Below are 23,398 nucleotides of genomic sequence, written 5' to 3'. Positions count from 1 at the left end.
TTCAGGCCACATTCGCAGCTTCAAGAAACGGAGTTCTGACAGCCTGGTACTCATTCTTACAATGAGGGCAGATTCTCGAGTCGCGCACCAGAATTTTGTTGTGCAGATGGAAGAGTTTCTGATCGCTTTCCCAGCAGTAAGAACAGTACGGCTGCCCAAAGGGGCGGCCGTCCAGCGTCTTATAATACGCATCTCCACGGCGCTTCAGGTTGCCACGGTAAACCTGCGCTTCATGCATCCGTATCAGCTCGGCATCCTTTTCCTCAATCACTCCCTGAAGCAGAGTCAGCTCCATCTTGGTTTCGGAGATAGAAGCAGACAGGTCCGCCAGCAGGCGCTTCAGATCATTTTTATCCAACAGGTAACCCGAGGAGCGGATGGCTTTTGCCACGTCCTGAGCGCCCTCGAGCGTTTCAAGAACAGCAGAGACAGTACCGTGAGCTGACATAGAAATTCTCCAGCGACAAAAAATTATCTTTCAAATCGAATGAAAACGTCACTCGATTGACACTGAATTCCTATGAAGCAGTTTTAATGCCAGCCCGCCTATTCCCCACCAGCTGAGCAAGGATCACACAACAAAGGATGATCGCCATACCCACCAATTGGCCGCTGGTCAGCATTTCTCCCATAATGACAACGCCCCCGAGAACGGCGACCACCGGATTCAGTAATCCAAGAAAAGCGAGCTTATGAACAGGCACCGATGCCATTGCTCGGAACCACGCCCAATATGCTACCCCCATCCCTACAGGCCCCATCCAGAGCATCGCGATAACCCCTTCCTGCGTAACTACAGGAAACGGATGTCCGCTCAATCCCGCAAACACCAGTAAACAGACGCCACCAAGGCTGATCTGCGCTGCTGTAAGCTGCAAAGGCTTAATATCGGCCGAGTATCTGGAAGCCATCAACACACCCGCCGCCATAACAAACGCCGCAGATAATGCTGCTACTATCCCTGGAAGAGCCAGCTCCGTGTCCGCGCGCCAGAGCAGCATTCCTACCCCGATCACACCCCCAACAGCCGCAAGCAGGTGTGTCACTTCGGCTCCCTGCCCTGCTAATAATCTCAGCAGAATCACCTGCAGTGGCAACGTCGCAACCAGGGTCGCTGCTACGCCACCCGGTAAGACCGAAATCGAGTAAAACAGTAGCCCACTGAACAGAGAAATGTTCAGAAGACTCATTAACAGCAGTCGGACACCGAATTTCTGCCAGACCGGTACAGGCCCCAGCCACACCATAAACAGCGCCGGAATACCGACACGCACCGCAGCTAACCAGACGGGATCTGCGCCCGGTAACCATTTTTGTGTCACAAAATAGGTGCTCCCCCAGACAACCGGTGCCATGACGGCGAGAAACCAAGGCAAAACTTCGTCGCGCATATTTATCTCCACATAAAGATATTTCAGATAAAACTATCTTAGCGAAGCGCCACGGTCAATTATCTTTACATGAAGATAGTTTAAAGAAATAATGACCCCGGCAATGAAGGAGAAGTCACTGTGGATCATGTTGATCAGATTCTGGCGCAATGGCAGCGGGAGCGTCCCGAGCTGGACGCCTGGCCAATGGCCCCCATCGGCAGAATGTACCGTTTATTCCACCATCTGGCCGGAGACATTGAGGGCGTCCACAAACATGAAGGCCTGACGACCGGTGAGTTCGATGTACTGGCGACCTTGCGGCGCAGTGGCCACCCTTTCCGCCTCACACCGACCTCGTTGTTTCAGACGGCTATGTTGAGCTCTGGAGCGATGACAAACCGCCTCAATCAACTGGAGAAACGCGGTCTGATCGCACGGGTACCTGCAGAAAATGACAGGCGTAGCCTACTGGTAGAGCTCAGTGACCAGGGACGGGAACTGATCGACACAGTCGTGGTTCAACATCTGGAAAAAGAGCGCGAACTGCTATCCGCGCTATCAACAAAAGAACAGGAAACCCTGAACCATTTACTGAAGAAATGGCTCAGAAGCTTCGAGTGACAATTATTTCTCAACAAATGCCCGCTCGATCACGTAGTGACCGGCCTGGCCACCCCGGGCTTCTTTAAAGCCCAGTTCATCGAGCATCGCCGTGAGTTCATCCAGCATCGCCGGGCTACCGCACAGCATAAACCGGTCGTTCTCAGGATCGAGATCTGCCAGGCCGATGTCAGACGTCAGCTTACCGCTACGGATCAGGTCAGTAAGGCGACCGGTATTGCGGTAATCTTCACGGGTCACCGTCGGGTAATAAATCAGCTTGTCGCGGACAATCTCACCGAAGTACTCATTGTTCGGCAGCTCATTCTCAATACGGTCCTGATAGGCAAGTTCAGACACATAACGCACGCCATGAGTCAGAACAACCTTTTCGTACTGCTCGTAGACATCCAGATCTTTGATGATGCTCATGAATGGCGCCAAGCCAGTACCTGTGCTCAGCAGATAGAGGTTTTTACCGGGCAGCAGGTTATCGGTGATCAGAGTGCCAACCGGCTTGGTTCCCACGAGAATTTCATCACCGACAGACAACTTCTGCAGGTGTCGCGTCAGAGGACCATCCTGTACTTTGATTGAAAAGAACTCCATTTCCTCTTCGTAGTTCGCGCTGGCGATGCTGTAGGCGCGCAGCAGCGGTTTGTTCTCGATTTCCAGACCAATCATAGTGAAATGTCCGTTCTTAAAACGCAGCCCCTGATTACGGGTCGTCGTAAAGCTGAACAGAGTGTCGTTCCAGTGGTGAACACTGGTGACGGTTTCACGGATCAGGTTGCTCATAGCGGCCTCTCTGGGACTGATTGTTTAAAGAATGAACACAGAGTACGCCTGACCAAAAAATCGGTAAAACAACTTATTTTAATATAAACTATCGGTTTTACCGATATGCTATCCGGACGACACCCACAATGCGATACACACTACGCCAACTGGAAGTCTTTCTCGCCGTTGCCCAGGCCGGCAATCTCACGCGGGCAGCCGGGCAGCTGAATATGTCCCAGAGCGCCGCAAGTAGTGCCCTGAAAGATTTCGAAAATCAGTTTGATGTTCTGCTGTTTGACCGCATAGGCAAGCGCCTGCAACTTAACGAGCAAGGGCGCCAGCTGCGTCCGAAGGCCGAAGCATTGATGGCAATGGCGGAAGATCTCGAACAGAGTCTCCAGCGACACGCAGTGGCGGGCCCACTGAACGTCGGCGCGACGCTGTCGATCGGCAACTATCTGGCGGTACAGATGGTGGCCCAGTATATGGCGGAATACCCGGACTCTCCGGTCTCACTGGACGTAGAAAACACCGAGCACATCGCCGAAAAGGTTCTGAATTATCAGCTGGATGTCGGACTGATTGAAGGCGAATACCATCACCCGGATCTGGAAGTCATTCCCTGGCGAACGGACGAACTGGCCGTCTTCTGCAACCCTGAACATCCCCTGGCTCAGCTGGCATCGGTATCAGATGAGCACCTGACTCAGGCAGGCTGGATTCTCCGGGAAGCCGGCTCTGGGACCCGCCAGGCATTTAACCGGGCTATGCATGGCCTGATGCCAAATATGAATATCGTTCTGGAACTGCAACATACCGAAGCGATTAAGCGTGCCGTTGAGGCGAACCTGGGCATAGGTTGCCTCTCGTTGATTACCCTTGAGGATGAATTCCGCCGCGGTAATCTGGTGCACCTGCAAACCCCGGGACGCGACCTGCACCGACAGCTCTATCTCATTCTCCATAAACAGAAACACCGGAGTGCCGGCATTGATGCCTGGATGAAACTCTGCGAGGAACACAAAGGGTGAGCCAGAAGCGGACTGTTGATTATCTGAGCCCCTACCCTGCGTCACTCAAATCACAGGCACAGGCATTAATTGCCGCGGGAAAAAGTGGTGAGCATCTTCTGCAGAAGTATCCGCAGGCGCATAGCCTCAGCAATGAAGGTCAGCTGTATAGTTATGCAATGTCACTTAAAAATGAACATATGCGCTCTTCATCGCCGGTCAGCAAGGTGATCTATGACGATAAAATTCACGTCATTAATAATGCTCTCGGACTGCATACCTTTGTTTCCCGGGTACAGGGAGGCAAACTGAAAGCCAAACACGAAATTCGCATATCTACTCTGTTCCGACGTGTCCCCGAAGAGTTTCTGCGGATGATCATAGTTCACGAACTCGCCCACCTGAGAGAAAAAGAGCACAACAAAGCCTTTTACCGCCTGTGCGAATATATGGAACCAGCGTATCACCAGCTGGAATTTGACCTGCGACTCTACCTCACTCATCGAGACACTCATGGAGCGCTGTGGGACTAACGGCTGTGCTATAATCAAACGCCAGATGCCCTTCAACGATGACCTGTATATCCGCCGTATGCGAATCTTCCTGATTGATGACCATCAGATGTTTTCAGAAGCCATGAAAACCGTCCTGAACCGGATTCTTCCGGCCTGTGAAACAGAGCTTTTCAGCCGGCCGGAAGACGCACTGGTCCGCCTGCAGCACCAGAAGCCGGACCTGATCGTACTGGACCTGGAAATGGCAACCATGAGTGGTGTTGATCTGCTTCGTGTTCTGCCTCAGCACAGTGAAGCGATCCCTGTGCTTGTCTGCTCAGGCAACCTCACAGCAGAGAATATCGCACTGATCAGAAATGCCGGTGCCTCGGGCTATATGCGGAAAACGGAAAGTATCGAAGAAGTTAAGACAGCGATCGAAGCAGTGAGTGCGGGCAAGCCCTACCCCGAAGATTTTCATTGCGAAACATCAACGCCAGAAAATTCCGTCTTGTCGCGCCGCCAACTTGCCATACTGACTCTGATGAAAGCAGGTATGAGCAACCTAGATATTGCAGAAACACTGTACCTCAGTCCGAATACCATCAAAACGCATATCCGTCTGATGTATAACACGCTCGATGTCACCAGTCGTGTCGAATGTCTCAACAAAGCCAGTAGCCTTGGGCTGATCTGAATATTTAACGTAACAGGCGCTCCAACTGTTGTTTTATCTGCTCACGGCCGACCGGTTTAAACAGCACACTCCGCCCTGAAAGCTCAAGTTCACGAATACGTTCAGACGACGTATTACCGGTAATAACCAGAGTTGGAATCTCCGGATAATGACTTGTGACCAGGTGGATAACATCATCTGATTGCAGCCCGTCTGTCAGGCGATCATCGGTAACCAGAATATCCGGAGCAAACCGGTCACTTTCCAGCAGCTTCTCTACGTCTTTCTGTGTGTGACATACCCAGACGTCATGACCATCTGCCACCAGGATCGTCGATAACGCATCGGTAATCTGCTCTTCATCATCGACGAGCAGAATGCGGCAAGGTGACATAGAATTCTCCACCGGACCGGATCTCACCGGCGTCAGCGTTTTATCAATCTTTGGCAGGTGTAGAGTAAAGACAGTGCCTTTGCCGTCTTCAGAGGACAGCTCATACGTGAGCCCATTAAGTTGACACAGGCGCTTAACAATCGGCAGACCCAGGCCCATTCCCTGCGCACTTTCCTGATCCTGTTTGCCAACCTGCACAAATTCTTCAAATACATCCTGCAGCAGATCTGAAGGTATTCCGCGCCCGGTGTCCGCGATCGTGACCGTCAGCTCTGACGGGTGTTTTTCTACCGCAATCAATACCTGCCCTGCATCGGTATAACGAATTGCATTGGCAACAATATTGTCCAGGATTTCCATCACCATGCTTTGATCAGCGCGCGTGAAAAGGTGTTGATTGATCAATTTGAGATCAATATTTTTTTCATCTGCGTGTACGGTATGCACAGCCGCGAGCTGGTCGAGCACTGGGAAAATATCAAAGACTTCAGGCATGACATTAATCACACCCGCGTCCATTTTCGAAATATCCAGAAGACGATCAAGCAGTTCGCTCGCAGACGTCAGACTACGGACAAGTTTTCCTGTCGTCTCATCATCCCGCTGATCGCGGTTAGCTAACATGCTTTCGGCATACAGCCTGGCTGCCTGGACTGGCTGACGCAGGTCATGACTGGCAACCGCAATAAAACGTGTCTTTGCCTCATTCCTCTGATCGGCCATTTTTTCTGCATGCCGGTGCTCCAGTCTGAGCACAATTGCTTCCATATGAGTCCGGTGAATGATCACACTGAAAGCAACCAACAGACACCAGGTTAACGGTGCGATAACCAGAGGAAGAATTTCTCCGCCAAAATCCACTGACAACAACTGCCAGCTGAAGCTCCAGAATACAGGGGTAAGAAACGTGACATAAATATCGGGATAACATCCCATAGTCACGGAGGGCATAGAAGACGCAACAACCACCAGCAGCAACAGGGAAAGTATCTGAATCTGACTGGCGTCAGGAAAAAACAGCGCCGGGGTTAATGACCAGAAAAGCCCCCATATCACCGACAGATATAAATTTATCCAGTGCCATCGACGCAGGTGACCAAGGTTATTGATTGGAATACTGCGACGCTTCATCTGAAAGTAACGCCTGATCAGAAACCAGGAATTAAGAGCAACGAAAGTTACACCAGAAAACCAGATGACCAGATTTGTAGTACTGGCAGAACGATAAAACATCAGCCCCACAATACAGGCGACGATCACCGACCCCACCATACGGGAGCCGACTTCTTCCATGAACAGATTATGGCGCTCCCACTGAATTTCTGCAGCCAGCGGATGACCATCAAATGACGGTAAGAAACGCGCTTTCATCTTCCTGATACTACTGATCAACTCAGTGACTCCCACATTACAGATTTCAGCATACCGGATTTATGCTATGTCTCATGAGACGTAAAATCAAAAAAAGCCCTCAGAATGAGGGCTGAAAGGTAACAGCGGAGAACGCTATTTTACTTCGACTTCGGCACCGGCTCCTTCAAGCTCGGCTTTAATCTGCTCAGCTTCTTCCTTACTACCGCCACGGGCGGCGGCTGCCAGAGATTGAGATTCAGACTCAGTCTGGGGGACGGTGGGGGCTGTGAATTCAATCAGAGTGCCTTCTTCCGTCGAATCGTGACACCACACAGTCGTTCCGTTAACGGCCAGCTGATCAACGCATCGGGTGAAATCACCACCGCTCAGCGCCACAAACTCACCTCCTGTGAAGTCAGCACCTGCAAGACCAGCATCTTCAGATACCGCGAGCAGATTGTCACCGCTGTACACCAGATCCAGGATCAATGCACCGTCCTCAGTATCGGAGGTAAACGGATTACCTTCGTTATACAATTCAATATTGCTCTCACTGCCAAACCCATTCAAAAGATAAGTATTCTCTTCGATAGTCATGGCAACCAGGAAGTCATCTTCAGGATCTTCTTCAACTGCTGAAACAATAATCTCTGCGTCAGTATCCAGTACCGTAAAATCACTTTCAGTTACTTCATTATTCTCATAGTTGTAGATCATGCTGGCTTCGAAGACTGCGACTGCGCCAGTGCTATCTTTACCAGTAATGAAGAAATCAACCTCATAGGCTGACGTGCCTTTGCTACTCAGGTCAGAAGCCGATAGACCACCGAGAGAGTGACAATCGACGAGTGCTCCTCCCTCACCACCTGTGCTGATGTCCAGCGATTCACTGATGCCTGTACCTGTAAGGTAGATTTCCAGGCTTGCTGGAGTCTGAGGTTCTTCCGCAATGGCAACCGCTCGAGGGCCGACTTCACCGCGCATCGGGATTTCTCCACCTTCGATCATGCTGGCTTCTTCGTAACCACAGGTCGCAACCAGAGCAACGGTGCGCTCTTCACCCTCCACGGTTGTGGTCACCGGCAGTGCCAGCAGATCGCGGTAGTATGGTTTCGCCAGCGTGACGCCTTCGACTGCCTGAAATTCCTTTGAAGAGCTGTCGGCCAGCATCAGCGTGTGAGAAATATTCTCTTCACTATCAGCGGAGCGCTTCAGTGCTACCAGGCTTCCGCCAACGGCACCTTGCGGATAGGTCAGGCCGACCAGAGTATCAGCCCCTGCAGACCATGCCGGATCGCTGTAATATTCAGCAACCTGAACCACCGGGGTCTCGATCTCATCTTCAGAGCCAGATGAGGATGATCCACCACCACAGGCAGTGATCAGTGTGGTACCAGCAACCAGCGCAATGGCTGGAGTTAACGTGTTCTGTTTCATATTCCCTTCCAACGCAAATTCAATAAGCGCGAGAAGTAGACCAAATAAGCCACTCACCTTTCTTCACCCCAATGGGTGAAATTCACCCTATTGCATGAAATGCATAAAGATCAGGCGCAACGCAAGAAGCGTCAGACAGCATTTGTAGATCTTCTGAAACAGACTTTCAGGCCACTTACCTAACAGCAGCAGACCCAGGCGGGTTCCGAAATATCCGGCCACAACCATGGCCAGCATCAGAGGCAACCAGGCCACAAACGCAAAGCCTGCCACCCCGAACACAAGAATTTTAAGAAGGTGTTGTACCGTCATCACCGACGAAAACAAGGCGGTGTAGTGCCAGCGGTTGTCCGCATCTTTGTTCAGCCACGCTGACACCAGAGGCCCGGAAGCCCCGACCAGCATAGAGCCCAGAGTAGTCAGTACCCCACCCGAGATCAGTCCGGGAGCATGCCGGCCAAGCCCGACCGAAGGCATCGGCATCCAGGTGATAAGCAGAACAAAAAAAGCGATCAATAAGGGAATCCAGCGGGTATTGATTGCACCGATCAGCCAGATGCTGACAAGGGCTGCCGCACACGCGCCGAGACAGAACCAGAAGAAGCGCGGCCGGTCGAGATGTTGCCTGGCCAGAACTGCGCGCGACGCGTTTGACCCCAGCTGAACCACGCCATGCACAGGGATCAGCGCCAGAGCGGGCATGATGCCGGCCATCACCATGATCAGAAAAGCACCACCACCAACGCCAAACGCTGCGGTCATAGCGGAGCCAATAAAGGAGGCGATCAGCAGTACCATGCCATCGCCGGTGCTCAGGCCATTCAGAAATGTTTCAAGCATCGTAAATCACCTCTGAATGACCCATCACCGCCAAAGATTAACCTCTCCGGCGATGCCTGCGATCTGACGTTACTCAGTACCCTTCGGGTTTCTCAAAACGACGGAACGATTTCTCCAGCAAGGCTGCAAACTGAATCGTTGTTTTGTCGTGATATTTCTTACCAAGAATCTGCACATTCACCGGCAACCCCTCTTTCGTTTTACCGACCGGTGCACTGGTCGCCGGCAGTCCCATAAGGGTTGCTGGTGCAATCCACATAAAGAGTTCGGTATAAGGGCGTTGTTCACCATTCACTGGCAGGCGCCGTTTGTGCACCGCAGGCTTAGGCTGATGTTTGAAGGCAGGTACCTGAACAACCGGAGTCAGCACCAGATCATATTTATCAAATATCTTCTCGGCCTTACGGGCAATACGCAGCCGGCCTTCATGGTTTTTCAACCAGTCAGCATGAACCTGAGTCATTCCCGTCAGAAGCTTATCAACGTGTGGACCCAGCTTCATTTTCTTACCGAATTTAGCGGCAATTTTCGCGATAACTGCCGTGACACGACGCTGGGCAGGCTTCAGGGTACCGCTCAGCACCGAACCCAGCAGGTTCATATACGTTGGCACAAAGGTAGCCAGTGACATGCCCTCTGGCGCGCCCACCGTAACCTCAACGCCCTGCGCTTTCAGGTGCCCGGCCAGTTCGTCATAGGCGGCCTGGAGTTCGCCATCGATCGGACTCATGGGGTCCTGCGTCCAGAGCAGTACCTTAAAATCTCCGAGTGTCTTCTGTGGTGCTTCAGGCAGTGTGAGCGTCCAGCAGTCGCCCATCAGAGGGCCTGGGGCTGCAAGAACGTCGAGCATAAGATTCAGATCTTCCGCCGTCCGGGCCATCGGTCCCGGAGTAGCCAGATCTGGTTCAAGCAGCATTCCCGGAGGCCCCGGGATATGACCACGACCAGAAATAATACCGTGTGTGGGTTTATGGCCGTAAATTCCGCAGAAATGCGAAGGCGTACGGATAGAGCCCGCAAGGTCGGACCCCAGCTCAATCGGGGTAAGCCCGGCCGCAAGTGCCGCCGCAGCACCACCGGAAGATCCTCCAGGCGTACGGGAAGTGTCCCAGGGGTTATTTGTCACGCCGTAAAGCTTATTAAAGCTTTGAATATCACCGGCAAACAAAGGGATATTGGTTTTTCCAAACACAATGGCACCGGCATCAATAAGACGCTGCACCGTAAAAGCATTGTTTGCAGGCATATGACTGGCCAGAGATGGCGAGCCTGCTGTGCAAGGCATACCAATCACTTCGAAGGTATCCTTAATCGTCATAGGAATGCCGTGTAAGGGCCCTTTGATTTCACCACGGCTACGCGCCTGGTCGGCCTCGTCTGCAGCGGCGAGCGCATCATCAAAGTTGGTCGCAACGATCGCGTTGAGCGCACCATTGTATTTTTCCATCCGAGCGCGGAAATACTCTACCAGCTCACGGCTGGTTACATCACCTTTACTCAGCGCGGCCTGCAACTCAGACACACCGCAAAATGCCCATTGTTCTGACACTGCCATCCCCTTTTCTTATTCTCGTGACATCAGTTAAGGGGCACAGACTACCCGACTGCCATGACAGTGCCAATGTGCAAATGTGCCTTACACAGAGCCAGCGCTGACAGATAACTCATTGACCCCCCGGGGGCCAGTACGTAACCTGAGGCACAGAAATCAGGGACCGAAGTGACAACGGAGAAGTACCCATGAGGAAGTCATACCACAAGCTCCTGCTGATGTTATGCGTCGCATTCGCGACGCCCGTCAGCTACAGCAAGGAAAGCCCGACACTCCATTGGGTAAAAAACGACGCTCCCCCGTTTTATATTGTCGATAATGACTGCCAGCAGGGGTTTGGAGATCAGGTTCAGACCGTACTCGAAAAACGCCTGAAGAATTACCGGCACTCCACTCTGTTTGTTCCGCTGAGCCGTCTGGAACATACCTGGCAGGAGTACAACCCACTCTGTTTTGTGACAATGATTCACGAGAAACCCGTGAACAATGAATACCTGCTGTCGATGCCAAACGCTATGTATCTCCCTCACGGCATCATCACAACCAACCGCTTTGCTGATACCCTCCCTCTTCAGGCTGATGGCACCCTTGCACTGGAAGAACTGCTTGAACACCGCAAGGTCACTATGGGGCACATTGCGGGCCGCACCTACAGCGAAAAGCTGGACAGTATTCTGCGTCGTCAGCGTAAAAACATCGAAATAAACTCACGAGCGGGCGCAACCGAAACTCAGGGCATACTGACCATGCTGAGTCTTGGGCGCTTCGATTTTGTCATCGAATACGAATTCGTCCTCAATCACTACGTCGATTCTGCCGACTACGCCGACCAGCTGAGATTCATCCCCATCAGCGAGACCCGGGGGGATTTTATTCTGGGCGCAGTGGGTTGTAGTAACTCAGAAGCCGGACAGCTGGCAATCAAACATATCAATGAAGCCTTGCCGGAACTGGTGCAGAGTCGCGCCTACCGACGGGCGGTTGCCAACTGGCTCGTTCCGGTGGGTGATGAAGTCCATTACTGGAACCGCTTTGATAAGGTGCTGGAAGACTATCTTGGGCACCCGGTAAAACCGAAAACGACACTACGCCAACCTATCGCTGATCAACAGAACTGACGCCAGCCGGAAAAGACCTGCCCAAAAAAGGGGCCGAAGCCCCTTTTATCGTTATGACACCGCAGAAAATACCTTACTGAAGCTCGACTGTTCCTGAATATTGACGGGCAAGCGCAGCTTTCTCGAAATATCGCTGGCAGAAAAGATTCCCCGTATCTGATGAGTCTCTTCATCGACAACCAGGCAGTGCTGCTGGAAGTTATCCTTCAGAAAGCTGACGACATCCCCTATCGTTGAATGCTCAACCTCGTGAATATTAAGGGCGAGCAGGTCTTTCTTACGCGTCATCAGGTCACTGACACGGACTTCATCCCGGGCAATCCCGCTGCTCGCGGCACGGGTGATTATGTTCTGCTCAATAAGGTCCGCCGCTGTGATCACTCCAACAAAGTGACCTTCGTGATCAACCACCAGTTTCAGGCGGACGTGTGTCCTGACCATCATATTCCGGGCCTCAGGCGCAGAGACGGCGGCGTCAATGACCAGAGGCTCGTTATCCCGGAAGTCTGTGAAGAATTCCATCGAATTCGTCAGAAGCGACTTAGGCTGAAAGTCTGCAGGTTGAACCAGCTCATCAATCTGTTGTACGGAAAAGAGGGTAAATTTATTCATAGTAACTACTCCACCAGCCGCCATCCGGACAGATGTACGGCTAAAACATTGAACTTAAGAAAATTACGGAGGTAACGGAAAGTTCAGACAGCAGGAGGAGCACGGATGGTAGCGGCACCGGTAAAAGTGCCAGACACTCTGTCTACCGGCGCAGGAAAAACGACGGTATCAGGAAGAAGAAGTGCGAGCGCAACAGGTCCGCTGACGGGATAATCATCACCGCCGTCGGATTCACCTTCGGGAATAACACTCAGTACAGGAGATTCATCTGCGCTCAGCGTTGTATCAGAGGTCTCAGCAGCTGCGTTCAGAGCGCTCACTGACTGGGCAGTGAAGCCTAAAACAAGCAGCAGACCAAGCAGAATGCGAGTCATCTTATGAAACCTCCGTACCGCCTTCCGGCGCGTTCTGGATATCTCTAATATAGACCTGTTGGGCTGCTTTGTAGCAAGGAAGTTCATAAAGAATCGTCAGGATTGGCCATTATTCCAAAAATCTGAGAGATCCCTCACAAAAATCGGGACAATACTGAAATCATAAATGCTGAAAACAAAAAAGGCGCTCAATGAGCGCCTTTTGTGATCGTATCGACTGAGATTACAGCAGATCACGACCTTTCTTAGCAGCAGTACGCAGACGCAGAGCGTTCAGCTTAATAAAGCCTTCAGCATCTTTCTGGTTGTATGCACCAGCGTCATCTTCGAAGGTAGCAATCGCTTCATCGAACAGTGAATCTTCAGACTTACGGCCAACAACGATCACGTTGCCTTTGTACAGTTTCAGGCGAACTTCACCGTTTACAACAGACTGAGTCTCGTCGATAGCAGCCTGTAGCATCTTACGCTCTGGTGACCACCAGTAGCCGTTGTAAATCAGCTCGGCGTACTTAGGCATCAGAGAATCTTTCAGGTGAGCCGCTTCGCGGTCCAGAGTGATAGATTCGATAGCACGGTGTGCTTTCAGCAGAACAGTACCCGCCGGAGTCTCGTAACAGCCACGAGCTTTCATGCCGACATAGCGGTTTTCAACGATGTCGACACGGCCAATACCGTTAGCGCCTGCCAGCTTGTTCAGCTCTTCCATGATGGTAGCAGGTGACTTGTCTTCACCATTGATAGCAACCGGGTCACCGTTCTTGAAGGTGATGTTCAGATAAGTGGCTTCGTCTGGCGCATTCTCAGGAGACACAGACCACAGCCACATATCTTCTTCTGGCTCTGCCCATGGATCTTCGATCAGGTCACCTTCGTAAGAGATGTGCAGCAGGTTCGCATCCATAGAGTAAGGAGACTTCTTGCCTTTCTTCTTCTCTACGTGGATGTTGTGCTCATCGCAGTACGCCATCAGTTTTTCACGGGAGTTCAGATCCCACTCACGCCATGGTGCGATCACTTTAACGCCTGGCTTCAGTGCGTAAGCACCCAGCTCGAAACGTACCTGGTCGTTACCTTTACCGGTCGCACCGTGAGCAATTGCGTCAGCACCTGTTTCGTTAGCGATTTCGATCAGACGCTTGGAGATCAGAGGACGTGCAATTGAGGTACCCAGCAGGTACTCACCTTCATAGATGGTGTTAGCGCGGAACATCGGGAATACGAAGTCGCGGGCAAACTCTTCACGCAGGTCGTCGATGTAGATTTCTTTGATGCCAAGAGCTTCGGCTTTCGCGCGCGCTGGCTCTACTTCTTCCCCCTGACCCAGGTCAGCCGTAAAGGTCACGACTTCACAGTTGTATTCAGTTTGCAGCCACTTTGCGATTACGGAGGTATCGAGACCGCCGGAATACGCCAGAACGACTTTCTTGATGTCTGACATGGGTACTCTCCAGAGATAAACGGCACGTGCAGTCAGGCAAGCGCGCCGGAGCGAAAATTCAAAGGGTGCATATTGTACTGATTGTGAGCAATAACGCCAACAGGGCAGGCTTGCCAGAACCGTCGAAATCACCCACTTGTAAAGTTTTTGAGTACAATCCGGCGTTCAGGTTGTCACAGTCACGACATTGGTTCGCAGATATCAGTTTACACAGACGGAGATTCAGGGATGTTTCAGTTGTTACGCACGCGTGTACTTACATCCACACTCGCAACTTCACTACTTCTGACCCAGCTGACGGGCTGCAAACAAGAAACGGAGAATCCCACTGAACAAGGTGCTGTTACCGAACACCAAGCCGCCAACACTGAAGTACAGCCTGGTAGCAAAGCCTCAGGTACGAATGCGCCGGCCACAAACGATGCCATGTACGCAGGCATCCCCCTGACCATAACCTCAGTCAACGACAGCAGCTACGACGGAGGCATGACTGTAGGTGTTCGTTTTTCCGCCCCACTGAGCAGCAATCAACCTTTTCAGAACTTCGTACATATCAGCGGTGAGAGCCCAGCCTGGATTCTGTCTGACGACGGTCTGACGCTCTATATGGCAGACCCTGAGCCAGAGCGCACCTACAAAATAATTGTCAGCAAAGGACTGAAAGCGCGCAACGGCAGCGTGCTCGAAAGCGGGGACAGCGCCACGGTAACCCTGCCACCAGCACCACCCTCAGCAACCTTTGCCAGCGGTGGCCACTACCTGACAACCGACCTGAGCGTCGGCCTGCCCGTGAATGTGATGAACGCCAACGAAGTTAACGTCAGTTTCTTCCGCGTCCGCAACAGCGATGAATCCCTGCGACAGATGCTCTTGTGGAAGTCCTCTGATACTCAGGAACATGTCTATCAACTGGAAGACCTCAACGAATTTTCAGACTTTGTCTACGACGGCCGTATCGCTCTGACAACAGACAAAAACCGACTGCGCCAAGTAAATCTGCCACTGGCATCCATCGACGCATTAAAAGAACAGGCCGTCTATGTCGCTGTGATGACTATTCCCGGTAAGTTCACTTCGAAAATCTCAACGACCTGGTTTACGGTCAGTGATATCGGCCTGCATATCCGTGACTACCCGAAGAAAATCGGCATATTTACCCGTGACCTTAATACCGGTACCAGCAAAGCAGATGTAGCGCTGACGATCATGCGAGGTTATCGCAGCCAGGAGCCGAAGATCACCGAGTTTTCCAGTGGCAAGAATGGATACGTCGAACACCAGCAGACTGATTTCTATAACTCGGTTCTGATCGCCCGCTCTGGCGCTGCCGTGACAATGATGCACCTTAACAGTACCGCACTGGATATGAGTGAGTTCGACACCGGCACCCGCCCGTATCGCACGGCCGAGCTCTTTATGTATGGCCCGCGCGACCTCTATCGTGGTGGCGATACCGTTTACATCAATGGCCTGTATCGCAACGACGATGGCAAAGCCCAGCCCGATACCCTGCTGACCTACTACCTGCGTCGCCCTGACGGCACGCGTAGCGATAAAGTCACCTGGCGCAGCACCGTTCCGGGTGTGTATGAGTTTTCTACAACATTGGCCAACGATGCGCCTACTGGCCAATGGAGCTTTAACGTCCGTGAACCCAGCGGCGACACCCACACGTATAATTTCCAGGTCGAAGACTTCATGCCTGAGCGCATGAAACTGGAATGGAATCCGGAGCAGCGCCCGCAGGTATTCACAACCCAGGAAACTCCGGAAATAAATCTGCTCGGCAGCTACCTGTATGGCGCGCCAGCCGCAGGCAATGCCTTCGAAGCCGATTTCAGCCTTCGACCGAATGCTCACCCGTTCAGCAATTGGGCTGAATTTCATTTCGGTGATCCAAAGCAGGACGACTGGATTCAGGTGCTACCGTCCCAGCAGACCAAGCTGAATGATGCGGGCAAGCTGACACTGAACGCAGAAAACACCTGGAAAGACACCCGTATTCCATTGGCCCTGCGCGTCACCGGCAGCCTGTTTGAAAGTGGTGGACGTCCAGTCGTGCGATCACACACGGTAAGTATCGTGCCAGAAGGTCAGCTGGTTGGTATCCGCCCACTGTTCACAGATGAAGCCGCCACCAACGCGCCCGCCAGTTTCGAACTTATCAGCACCGACAGCACAGGCGCTCTGGTGAGCAGCAACTCACTTGAAATGACGCTGACCAATATCACCCTGGAGACCCGCTGGAAACGCGACGACAACCGTGGCTGGTATTACGAAGAACAGCGCCGTAATGTGCGCGAACTCAGCCTGCCGGTGGTGACTAAAGCCGATAGCCCGATCACAGTACAGGTGCCGGTCCAATGGGGCGAATATGTACTGCAAGTCCGTGACACCAACACTGGCCTGATAAGCCGCTTTTACTTCAAGGCAGGCAAGTATTGGTTCTGGCAATCACGGGATCAAGCCGCCCGGCCGGATCAGGTTACCCTCGCCTTTGATAAAGAAAGTTACGACGCCGGTGATAATGCACGCCTGAAAATCACGCCGCCAGCGGCTGGGCACTCGCTCATTCTGATTGAATCGGACGAATTACTCTTCCGTACCGAAGCCGATATCCCTGCTGAAGGCGGCTGGGTAGATATCCCCGTTAGCAAAAAATGGCAGCGCCACGATATCTATGTGTCGGTGATCCATCTGCAACCATCCGATACACAACAGCGTATAACGCCAACGCGTTCAGTCGGACTGATTCACCTGCCGCTGAACCGGGAAAATCAGCGTTTAAACATTGAGATTGAAACGCCTGAAAAATGGCTGCCAGAATCTACCGAAGAGGTCGCGCTTAACATTACCTCAGCTGAGCCTGTAAGCCGTGCTTGGGTCACACTGGCAGCGGTCGATAGCGGTATCCTTTCGATCAGCCGTTTTAAGACACCTGACCCATTCGCCTTCTTCTTTGGCCAGCGTCGCTTCTCGGTCGATGCCAAAGATATGTACGGTAAACTGATTGATCTGAACAATAACCGCACCGGTGAAATCCGCTACGGCGGCGATGCTGATCTTGCTCGTGGCGGCGACCTTGCCCGCTCAGAAGTGCAGATTATTTCGCTGTTCAGTGGCATGGTAAACGTCGAAAACGGCAAGGCCGTTATTCCGGTCAGCATGCCTGATTTCAATGGGCAGATCCGCTTAATGGCATTAGCATTCGATAAGCAACGCCTCGGCAGTACCGATACTAAGGTAACGGTTGCTGCTCCGGTTGTTACGCAACTTTCTCTGCCGAGATTTATCGGTGCAGGTGACGAATCCAGCGTCGCTCTGGATGTCACTAACCTGACCGGCGATGATGCAGAATTTGAAGTGACACTTTCGGCGTCTGGGCCTGTCAGCGCAGAAACACTGGCGCAGCCTTTATCCCAGACTCTGTCACTGAAACAACAGCAGCGCGAAACCCTGATCTTGCCGTTTAAAGCGGAAAATGCGGGCCGTGTGGTTTTCCACTCCATCGTGAAATACCAGGACAAAGTCATTATTGATCGCGAGTGGGGCCTGCAAAGTCGACAGCCGTACCCAGCTCTGACGTTCCGTAAATACGACGTCCTTGAAACCGGCGCTCTCCTGAGAGCAGATGCTGAAAAAACATCAGACTGGCTGCAGGATTCGCTGGTCGCCTCAGTGTCGATCAGCAGTTATGAAGAGCTCGGAGCCGAAGAACGCATGGAGCGCCTTCTGAAGTATCCGTATGGCTGCGTCGAACAGACCACCAGCTCGACCTATCCCTGGCTGTATGCAAGTGATGAACAGATTGAACGTCTGAAACATTCAGCCAATGGCGAACTAACACGCACCAGTGCCATCGCCAGCGGTCTCGCCCGTATTGCTACCCGCCAGAAATCCAATGGCGGCTTTGGTCTCTGGCGGCGTGAAGATGATGATGAGCAACACTGGCTGGCAGCGTACGTTGCTCAGTTTATGACGGATGCTCAGGCCGCCGGCTATCAGATCGATAACGACATGCTGAGTAAAACTCTCAACCGTCTGCGTGAATATTCCCGTGGTAAAGCGCAGCTGCGCGAACTCTGGGCAGAAGATGTCGACCTGTATCGTTTTACCTATCAGGCCTTCGCGCACTTCGTGCTTGCCCAACACAATATTGCCTCTCTGGCGGATATCCGTGCGACCGCCGCCAACGCCCCGGATGAAGCCGGAGGACTGGCACTGTTGCAACTGGCGATTGCTGCAAAACTTCAGGGCGATAATCGCCTTGCTACCGAGCTGTATGAGAAGTCACAGACGCCACGACAGACCCGTCCGTACATCAGTGATTACGGCTCAGAATTGCGCGATAAAGCCCAACAGGCGCGCCTGATCTGGAAGTACGATCTCGACAGCGCCCACCCAGTTGAGCTAACGACTGAAATTGCAGAGCAACTGCGCTCACGTCGCTACCTTAGTACGCAGGAACAGATTGCCATCGTGCAGTTAGCCGACGAGCAAAAGAAGCACACCTCAGAAGACTGGAAGTTGATGGTGCTCAGTGCGGGCAAAGAACAGATGCTAACTGGCAATCACCCCTCCCGTATCGTGCTGCGAGGTAGCGATGCCGCTGATCTGAGCGTGACCAACATTGGCGACGCCAATCTGTACACCAACCTGTTTTATCAGGGCTACAGTTCAACGCCACCAGACGAAGATACCTCCGGACAGGTCAGTGTGTCTCGCCGCTACTGGAACCTGGATGGAAATAAGCTCCCCGCAGATCAGGCGATAACAATGATCACCGGCGACATGATGATTGTCGAGCTTGTGGTGTATTCCAATAAGTACCGCCCGGATCTGCTGATGGTCGACCTCCTGCCTGCAGGTCTTGAGATTGAAAATCAGAATCTGGCCGACAGCACAAAGCTTACAGATGTGGTGATTGATGGTGAAAAGATAGGCCAGCGACTGCAGAGCTCCGGCGTTGTTCATGAAGAGTTCCGTGACGACCGCTACGTTGCAGCACTGCGCACCGGGCCGCGCCGTTATTACAACAATGATCACGACAGACCTGCACACATGTATTACATCGTCCGTGCAGTCACGCCGGGCACGTATAAAGTGCCTAACCCTCTGCTTGAAGACATGTACGATCCGGAAGTCCGGGCGATTGGTAGCACGATTCCAGAGCTGATAGTGCTGCCGCGCTAAGATGCTGAAAGCAGTTAGAAAAGCGATCAGCAGTACCTCACTAACACCCACCAGAAAGACGTTACTGATCTTTCTGACGGGCGTTGTCACAGTGCTGCTGGTTCTGGACCTGCTGTTCCCGCTGCCCGACCCGCAGCACTCGGGAGAAGGATATACACAGGTCGTGACCGACCGCCACCAGCTGGTACTGAGAGCCTTCCCTGACGATCGCGGCGTCTGGCGCTATCCGGTGACTCATCCCTTAACAGCAGACGCCGTATCGCCAGATTATCTCAAGGCCCTGTTCAGCTACGAAGATCGCTGGTTTTATTATCATCCCGGCGTGAATCCTATCGCGCTGATCAGGGCTGCAATTCAGAATTATCGCTGCGACTGTATTATTTCGGGAGGCTCGACCATCACGATGCAGGTGGCGCGGCGACTGTCACCTCACTCACGTAATATCAGCGGTAAACTTCAGCAGATTCTCCGGGCGTTTCAGCTTGAGTGGCACTACAGCAAAGAAGAGATCCTGACGCTGTATCTTAACTACGCCCCCATGGGCGGCGTGATCGAAGGTGTCGGCGCTGCCAGCCAGATGTATCTCGACAAACCGCCAAGTGACCTGACACTCGCCGAAAGCGCATTGCTTGCAGTGTTGCCGCAAGCGCCTTCGCGACTGCGCCCGGACCGCTACCCCGAAAGAGCCAGAGCAGCACGCGATAAAGTTCTGCAACGTCTGTTTTCTCAAGGACAGATTACTGCCGAACAACGGGATTATGCCCTGCTCGAAAATATCGTCGCGCAGCCGCCATCGACACCACAACTTGCCCCGCTTCTGAGTCGCGAACTGATCTCTGCCCACCCAGATAAGGCGGTGATTCAGACCACCTTAGACGGCGAACTTCAACGCGAATTACAGACCTTACTGGCCGAAGAAATTCAGCGTTTTCCGGAGCACCAGTCCGCAAGCATTCTGTTGGTCGATAACCGCGACCGCAGCGTCAGAGCCTATCTGGGCTCGGCCGACTTTACCGACGACGCACGTTTCGCCCATGTCGATATGATCCGGGCAACCCGCTCTCCCGGCTCGACTCTCAAGCCGTTTATTTACGGTCTCGCGCTTGATCAGGGGCTGATTCACAGCGCCAGCCTCCTCAGAGATGTGCCGAGACATCTGCGCAGTTACCAGCCGGAGAACTTCGCACACTCGTTCAGTGGCCCAGTGGACACCACGACCGCGCTGCGACAGTCTTTAAATCTGCCTGCCGTGCAGGTGCTGGATGCTTTGGGCCCGGCGTCTTTAGCTGCATCGTTGACCAATGCCGGAACGCCCTACCAGATTCCCGGCAACGCCAAGCCCAGTCTGGCACTGGCCTTAGGTGGCGGTGGTTTCAGTGCCTGGAATCTGGCGACTTTATATTCTGGGCTCGCAAATGGAGGCGAAATAAGACCATTAAAGACTCTCAAGGAACTTCCTGAGCAAAGCACCCCGTCAGGCCTTCATCAGGAATCCAGCTGGCTGCTCAGCCCGGAGGCAGCTTGGGTTACGCTCAATATGCTGCGTCAGCCCCGCCCCAATCGCATTCGCAGCGCCGCTGTACTCAGACACGAGGCGGCAATGGCATGGAAAACCGGAACCAGCTACGGCTACCGGGATGCCTGGGCCGTAGGGGTGACACCGACCTACACCATAGTGGTCTGGTTCGGACGGCCCGATGGAACACCAAGCCCTGGCCAATACGGCGCAGTAACGGCGCTGCCTCTGCTGTTCCGATTACAGGAACGACTAGACCCGGACCCAGAATGGCCACCGCAACCTGACAACGTCAGCCGCGAAACCATCTGCTGGCCATCAGGCAAAGCCGCAGCGACTATGCCTAGTGACCAGTGCCACGTTGCCCACACGGCTTACCTGATCCGCGATCAACTACCGCCAACACTCCGGGATATCAATGCCGATGGCACAGCGCCATCCACCTTAACTATTCGGGTAGATGAGAGCGGGCACATGATCACACCAGAATGCTCTGGCCTTGCTGCCGCTCCCCAGACCATCTCAAATAGCCCCCCCAAGAACCGTACGCTCGCACTATGGCCAGGAAATCTGGAGCCCTGGATTGCACCGCACCTGCGCTTGTCCGGCCAACTGCCTCACCTAAATCCAGCATGTACCGCCCCGATATTAGCTACCGACCCCTTGCGCATTATTGGTGTAGAGGATGGCCAGACCCTTATGCCGGCGAGCTTTCAGACAACACAGGAACTGGTGCTGAATACCCTCGGTGGCTTCGGCGAAAAATCGCTGTATCTCAATGGGGTCTATCAATCGGATTCAGGTGAGCAGGGGCTGTTCAGAATCACGCTCACCCAACCGGGTTCTCAGGAAATTGTGATTGCCGATGCTCAGGGAGCGTTGGCGCGAGTTATGTTTGAATTTCAGTTACGGCGCTAAGACAAGAACATAAGAACCAGACTTCAAAACCACTCTTCATCTATCGTCTGCAGCATTTCCTCAGGTGCCATCTGCTGTGTCATGCGACCGCGCTTTACAGAGCGATGCTCAAACGACATCGCCCCTCGAACCATCACTTTGTCTCGCAGTCGTTCAATATGATCGTCGCCGAAGTTGCTGTTAAATGTGTTGAACAGCACCACATGCGCGCCATCGAAACGGTTGTTCTCAACAAACGCCCAGATCGGTGGCGCCGGGCTGTACAGCCAGACCGGCGAACCGATCCAGACGGTATCGAACCCTGACAGGTCTGCGCTTGCAGGCACTATTTCAGGCAAGGCCGTTGGATCGGTTTTCAGACGGTTGGCATCATTCAGGGCATTCGCCAGGCCGACCGGGCCAAGCTCATACGCGGGTGCCGTCAGGTGGATCGTCTCTGCGTTCAAGCGACCTGCCACATGGCGGGCCGCAAGACCGGTATTCCCCGAACGGGAAAAATACACGACCGCAGTGCGGCTGGCGCCGACATCAGAACGAGCACTCTGCTTCTCAACAGGCTCAAGCTTGGCGACCTGCCGGGACTGATAGATCTCAATGCCGACCACGGCACTCAGAACACCCATCACAACAACAGCGAGGCCAATCAGGATAACGCCGGTCCACTGGATTAAAGACATGATGACCTCAATTTCTACACTGCTATGAATTAAAGATGTTCTTTAAAGAACGGAATCACCTTGGCCAGGGCTTCGGCGACGGGCTCGGCTTTATCGTACAGGTCATAGTGAGAGTAGCCCTCGACCACAACGATCTCTTTCTGCTCTGACGCGGCACGGCTGTATATCTCCCACCCATCCTGATAGGCACCAAAGCCGCCAGGTTTATTACCAATAACCACCATCAAAGGCTGAGTCAGCAATACCTCAGCGTTGGTAAAGGCGTCCCACCCCATCGTTGCGCCGGTAAACGACATTAACTGACTGGTCTTGCCGTTTGGCGTCTGGCCACGTTCAGTCTTGTAGTACTCGGTGGCTTCCAGGACATCAATATCGGTCATCCCCGCGGCTTTTGCTGCCTCGACCGAAGGTGGCAGAAGATCTGCTGCGTCAGTAGTGCCCGGCAGAGACTGAGCATAGCCAGTGCGCATCTCAGCGATATTAGCTGCCATCTGGCGCGGCTGAAATTGTGCAAAGCCTTCGCGGATCAGGCGCCCATAGTTCACACCTGTAATGGATGTAACGGCTTTCAGTCGATGATCGGTAATCGCCGCATGAATTGTATACGTACCGCCGCCACAGACACCAATCGCTCCGATGCGTTGCGCATCAACATACGGCAGTGCCTGCAGATAATCCACGGCAAAGCGGATGTCTGCGACACGAATGCCCGGGTCTTCGATATTGCGCGGTTCACCACCGCTCTCGCCCTGAAAACTGGCATCGTGAACCAACACCACAAAACCCGCGTCAGCCAGTGCTTTGGCATAGACATTACCGGCGGTCTGTTCTTTACAACTGCCAATCGGGTGGGTGCTGACGATCGCCGGATACGTACCTGAGGCGTCAAAATTCTCAGGCAGATGAAGGTTGGCGGCGATGTCCCAACCAAAGTGACGGTAACGTACAGTTTGAATCGTGCTCATGTTAATTCCTCTGATGCCGGGCGGCTGCTCTGCTTGGTCAGGCGGGGTTCCGCTTGGTTAACAGCGCCCGGTGAA

Annotated in this window: 19 protein-coding genes; 7 read left to right on the top strand and 12 right to left on the bottom strand. The window is 53.0% G+C overall.

Annotated elements, in window-relative coordinates; all coding sequences use genetic code 11:
- Nucleotide 1: 1 nt before the first annotated feature.
- Together Q1L85_RS12715 and Q1L85_RS12710 are read right to left on the bottom strand one after the other, a co-directional pair.
- Nucleotides 2–448, bottom strand: a complete 447-nt coding sequence (locus tag Q1L85_RS12715; protein WP_300426834.1) for a hypothetical protein — start codon at nucleotides 446–448, stop codon at nucleotides 2–4.
- 70 nt (nucleotides 449–518) lie between these two features.
- On the bottom strand, nucleotides 519–1,391 hold the full coding sequence (locus tag Q1L85_RS12710; RefSeq protein WP_300433325.1) for a DMT family transporter: 873 nt from the start codon (nucleotides 1,389–1,391) through the stop codon (nucleotides 519–521).
- 120 nt (nucleotides 1,392–1,511) lie between these two features.
- Here Q1L85_RS12710 and Q1L85_RS12705 point away from each other — a divergent pair, with 120 nt between their 5' ends.
- Entirely contained in the window at nucleotides 1,512–1,994 is a 483-nt protein-coding gene (locus Q1L85_RS12705; RefSeq protein ID WP_300426837.1) for a MarR family transcriptional regulator, read from the top strand.
- Nucleotides 1,995–1,997: 3 nt separating this feature from the next.
- Here Q1L85_RS12705 and Q1L85_RS12700 read toward each other — a convergent pair whose 3' ends face one another.
- Nucleotides 1,998–2,771, bottom strand: coding sequence for a ferredoxin--NADP reductase (locus tag Q1L85_RS12700; RefSeq protein ID WP_300426838.1), 774 nt, complete (start codon nucleotides 2,769–2,771; stop codon nucleotides 1,998–2,000).
- Between the two features lie 128 nt (nucleotides 2,772–2,899).
- Between Q1L85_RS12700 and Q1L85_RS12695 the strand changes: the two genes are divergently transcribed.
- From Q1L85_RS12695 to Q1L85_RS12685, 3 genes are read left to right on the top strand one after another with little or no spacing between them, the layout of a single operon-like run.
- Entirely contained in the window at nucleotides 2,900–3,784 is an 885-nt protein-coding gene (locus Q1L85_RS12695) for a LysR family transcriptional regulator (RefSeq protein ID WP_300426839.1), read from the top strand.
- Complete coding sequence (locus Q1L85_RS12690; RefSeq protein WP_300426840.1) at nucleotides 3,781–4,296, top strand: M48 family metallopeptidase; 516 nt, start codon at nucleotides 3,781–3,783, stop codon at nucleotides 4,294–4,296. The genes Q1L85_RS12695 and Q1L85_RS12690 overlap by 4 nt, the downstream gene beginning before the upstream one ends.
- 25 nt (nucleotides 4,297–4,321) lie before the next feature.
- Nucleotides 4,322–4,954 carry a response regulator transcription factor gene (locus Q1L85_RS12685; RefSeq protein ID WP_300426841.1) on the top strand — a complete coding sequence of 211 codons (633 nt, stop codon included), beginning with the start codon at nucleotides 4,322–4,324 and terminating at the stop codon, nucleotides 4,952–4,954.
- 4 nt (nucleotides 4,955–4,958) lie between these two features.
- Here the strand turns inward: Q1L85_RS12685 and Q1L85_RS12680 are convergent, their stop codons facing one another.
- From Q1L85_RS12680 to Q1L85_RS12665, 4 genes are all read right to left on the bottom strand, one after another.
- Nucleotides 4,959–6,698 carry a hybrid sensor histidine kinase/response regulator gene (locus Q1L85_RS12680; protein WP_300426842.1) on the bottom strand — a complete coding sequence of 580 codons (1,740 nt, stop codon included), beginning with the start codon at nucleotides 6,696–6,698 and terminating at the stop codon, nucleotides 4,959–4,961.
- A gap of 135 nt (nucleotides 6,699–6,833) precedes the next feature.
- Nucleotides 6,834–8,117, bottom strand: a complete 1,284-nt coding sequence (locus Q1L85_RS12675) for a hypothetical protein (RefSeq protein WP_300426844.1) — start codon at nucleotides 8,115–8,117, stop codon at nucleotides 6,834–6,836.
- Nucleotides 8,118–8,204: 87 nt separating this feature from the next.
- Entirely contained in the window at nucleotides 8,205–8,957 is a 753-nt protein-coding gene (locus Q1L85_RS12670) for a sulfite exporter TauE/SafE family protein (protein WP_300426845.1), read from the bottom strand.
- A gap of 73 nt (nucleotides 8,958–9,030) precedes the next feature.
- Entirely contained in the window at nucleotides 9,031–10,506 is a 1,476-nt protein-coding gene (locus Q1L85_RS12665; RefSeq protein ID WP_300426846.1) for an amidase, read from the bottom strand.
- Nucleotides 10,507–10,697: 191 nt separating this feature from the next.
- Here Q1L85_RS12665 and Q1L85_RS12660 point away from each other — a divergent pair, with 191 nt between their 5' ends.
- A complete protein-coding gene (locus tag Q1L85_RS12660) occupies nucleotides 10,698–11,627 on the top strand; it encodes a TIGR02285 family protein (RefSeq protein ID WP_300426848.1) in 930 nt (309 codons plus the stop codon).
- Nucleotides 11,628–11,678: 51 nt separating this feature from the next.
- Here Q1L85_RS12660 and Q1L85_RS12655 read toward each other — a convergent pair whose 3' ends face one another.
- The 3 genes from Q1L85_RS12655 to Q1L85_RS12645 all read right to left on the bottom strand — a co-directional run bounded on the left by Q1L85_RS12655 (nucleotide 11,679) and on the right by Q1L85_RS12645 (nucleotide 14,054).
- Entirely contained in the window at nucleotides 11,679–12,239 is a 561-nt protein-coding gene (locus tag Q1L85_RS12655) for a CBS domain-containing protein (protein WP_300426849.1), read from the bottom strand.
- A gap of 83 nt (nucleotides 12,240–12,322) precedes the next feature.
- On the bottom strand, nucleotides 12,323–12,613 hold the full coding sequence (locus Q1L85_RS12650; RefSeq protein ID WP_300426850.1) for a hypothetical protein: 291 nt from the start codon (nucleotides 12,611–12,613) through the stop codon (nucleotides 12,323–12,325).
- A 223-nt stretch (nucleotides 12,614–12,836) separates the two neighbouring features.
- The gene (locus Q1L85_RS12645) at nucleotides 12,837–14,054 is read right to left on the bottom strand and encodes an argininosuccinate synthase (protein ID WP_300426852.1); all 1,218 of its coding nucleotides are present in this window, start codon (nucleotides 14,052–14,054) and stop codon (nucleotides 12,837–12,839) included.
- A 228-nt stretch (nucleotides 14,055–14,282) separates the two neighbouring features.
- On the opposite strand from Q1L85_RS12645, the gene Q1L85_RS12640 reads away from it, so the two are divergent.
- Both Q1L85_RS12640 and pbpC read left to right on the top strand, forming a co-directional pair.
- Nucleotides 14,283–19,247, top strand: coding sequence for an alpha-2-macroglobulin (locus Q1L85_RS12640; RefSeq protein ID WP_300426854.1), 4,965 nt, complete (start codon nucleotides 14,283–14,285; stop codon nucleotides 19,245–19,247).
- Nucleotide 19,248: 1 nt separating this feature from the next.
- Entirely contained in the window at nucleotides 19,249–21,681 is a 2,433-nt protein-coding gene (gene pbpC, locus Q1L85_RS12635; RefSeq protein WP_300433319.1) for a penicillin-binding protein 1C, read from the top strand.
- Nucleotides 21,682–21,704: 23 nt separating this feature from the next.
- Here pbpC and Q1L85_RS12630 read toward each other — a convergent pair whose 3' ends face one another.
- Nucleotides 21,705–22,358, bottom strand: coding sequence for a flavodoxin (locus Q1L85_RS12630; RefSeq protein ID WP_300428558.1), 654 nt, complete (start codon nucleotides 22,356–22,358; stop codon nucleotides 21,705–21,707).
- A gap of 29 nt (nucleotides 22,359–22,387) precedes the next feature.
- Nucleotides 22,388–23,323 (bottom strand): alpha/beta hydrolase, encoded by a 936-nt coding sequence (locus Q1L85_RS12625; RefSeq protein ID WP_300428559.1) that lies wholly within the window; start codon nucleotides 23,321–23,323, stop codon nucleotides 22,388–22,390.
- Between the last annotated feature and the right edge of the window lie 75 nt (nucleotides 23,324–23,398).

The organism is uncultured Thalassolituus sp. (assembly GCF_950066645.1).
Classification (GTDB): Bacteria; Pseudomonadota; Gammaproteobacteria; order Pseudomonadales; family Oceanobacteraceae; genus Thalassolituus.
This window is presented reverse-complemented; position numbering and strand designations above follow the sequence as displayed.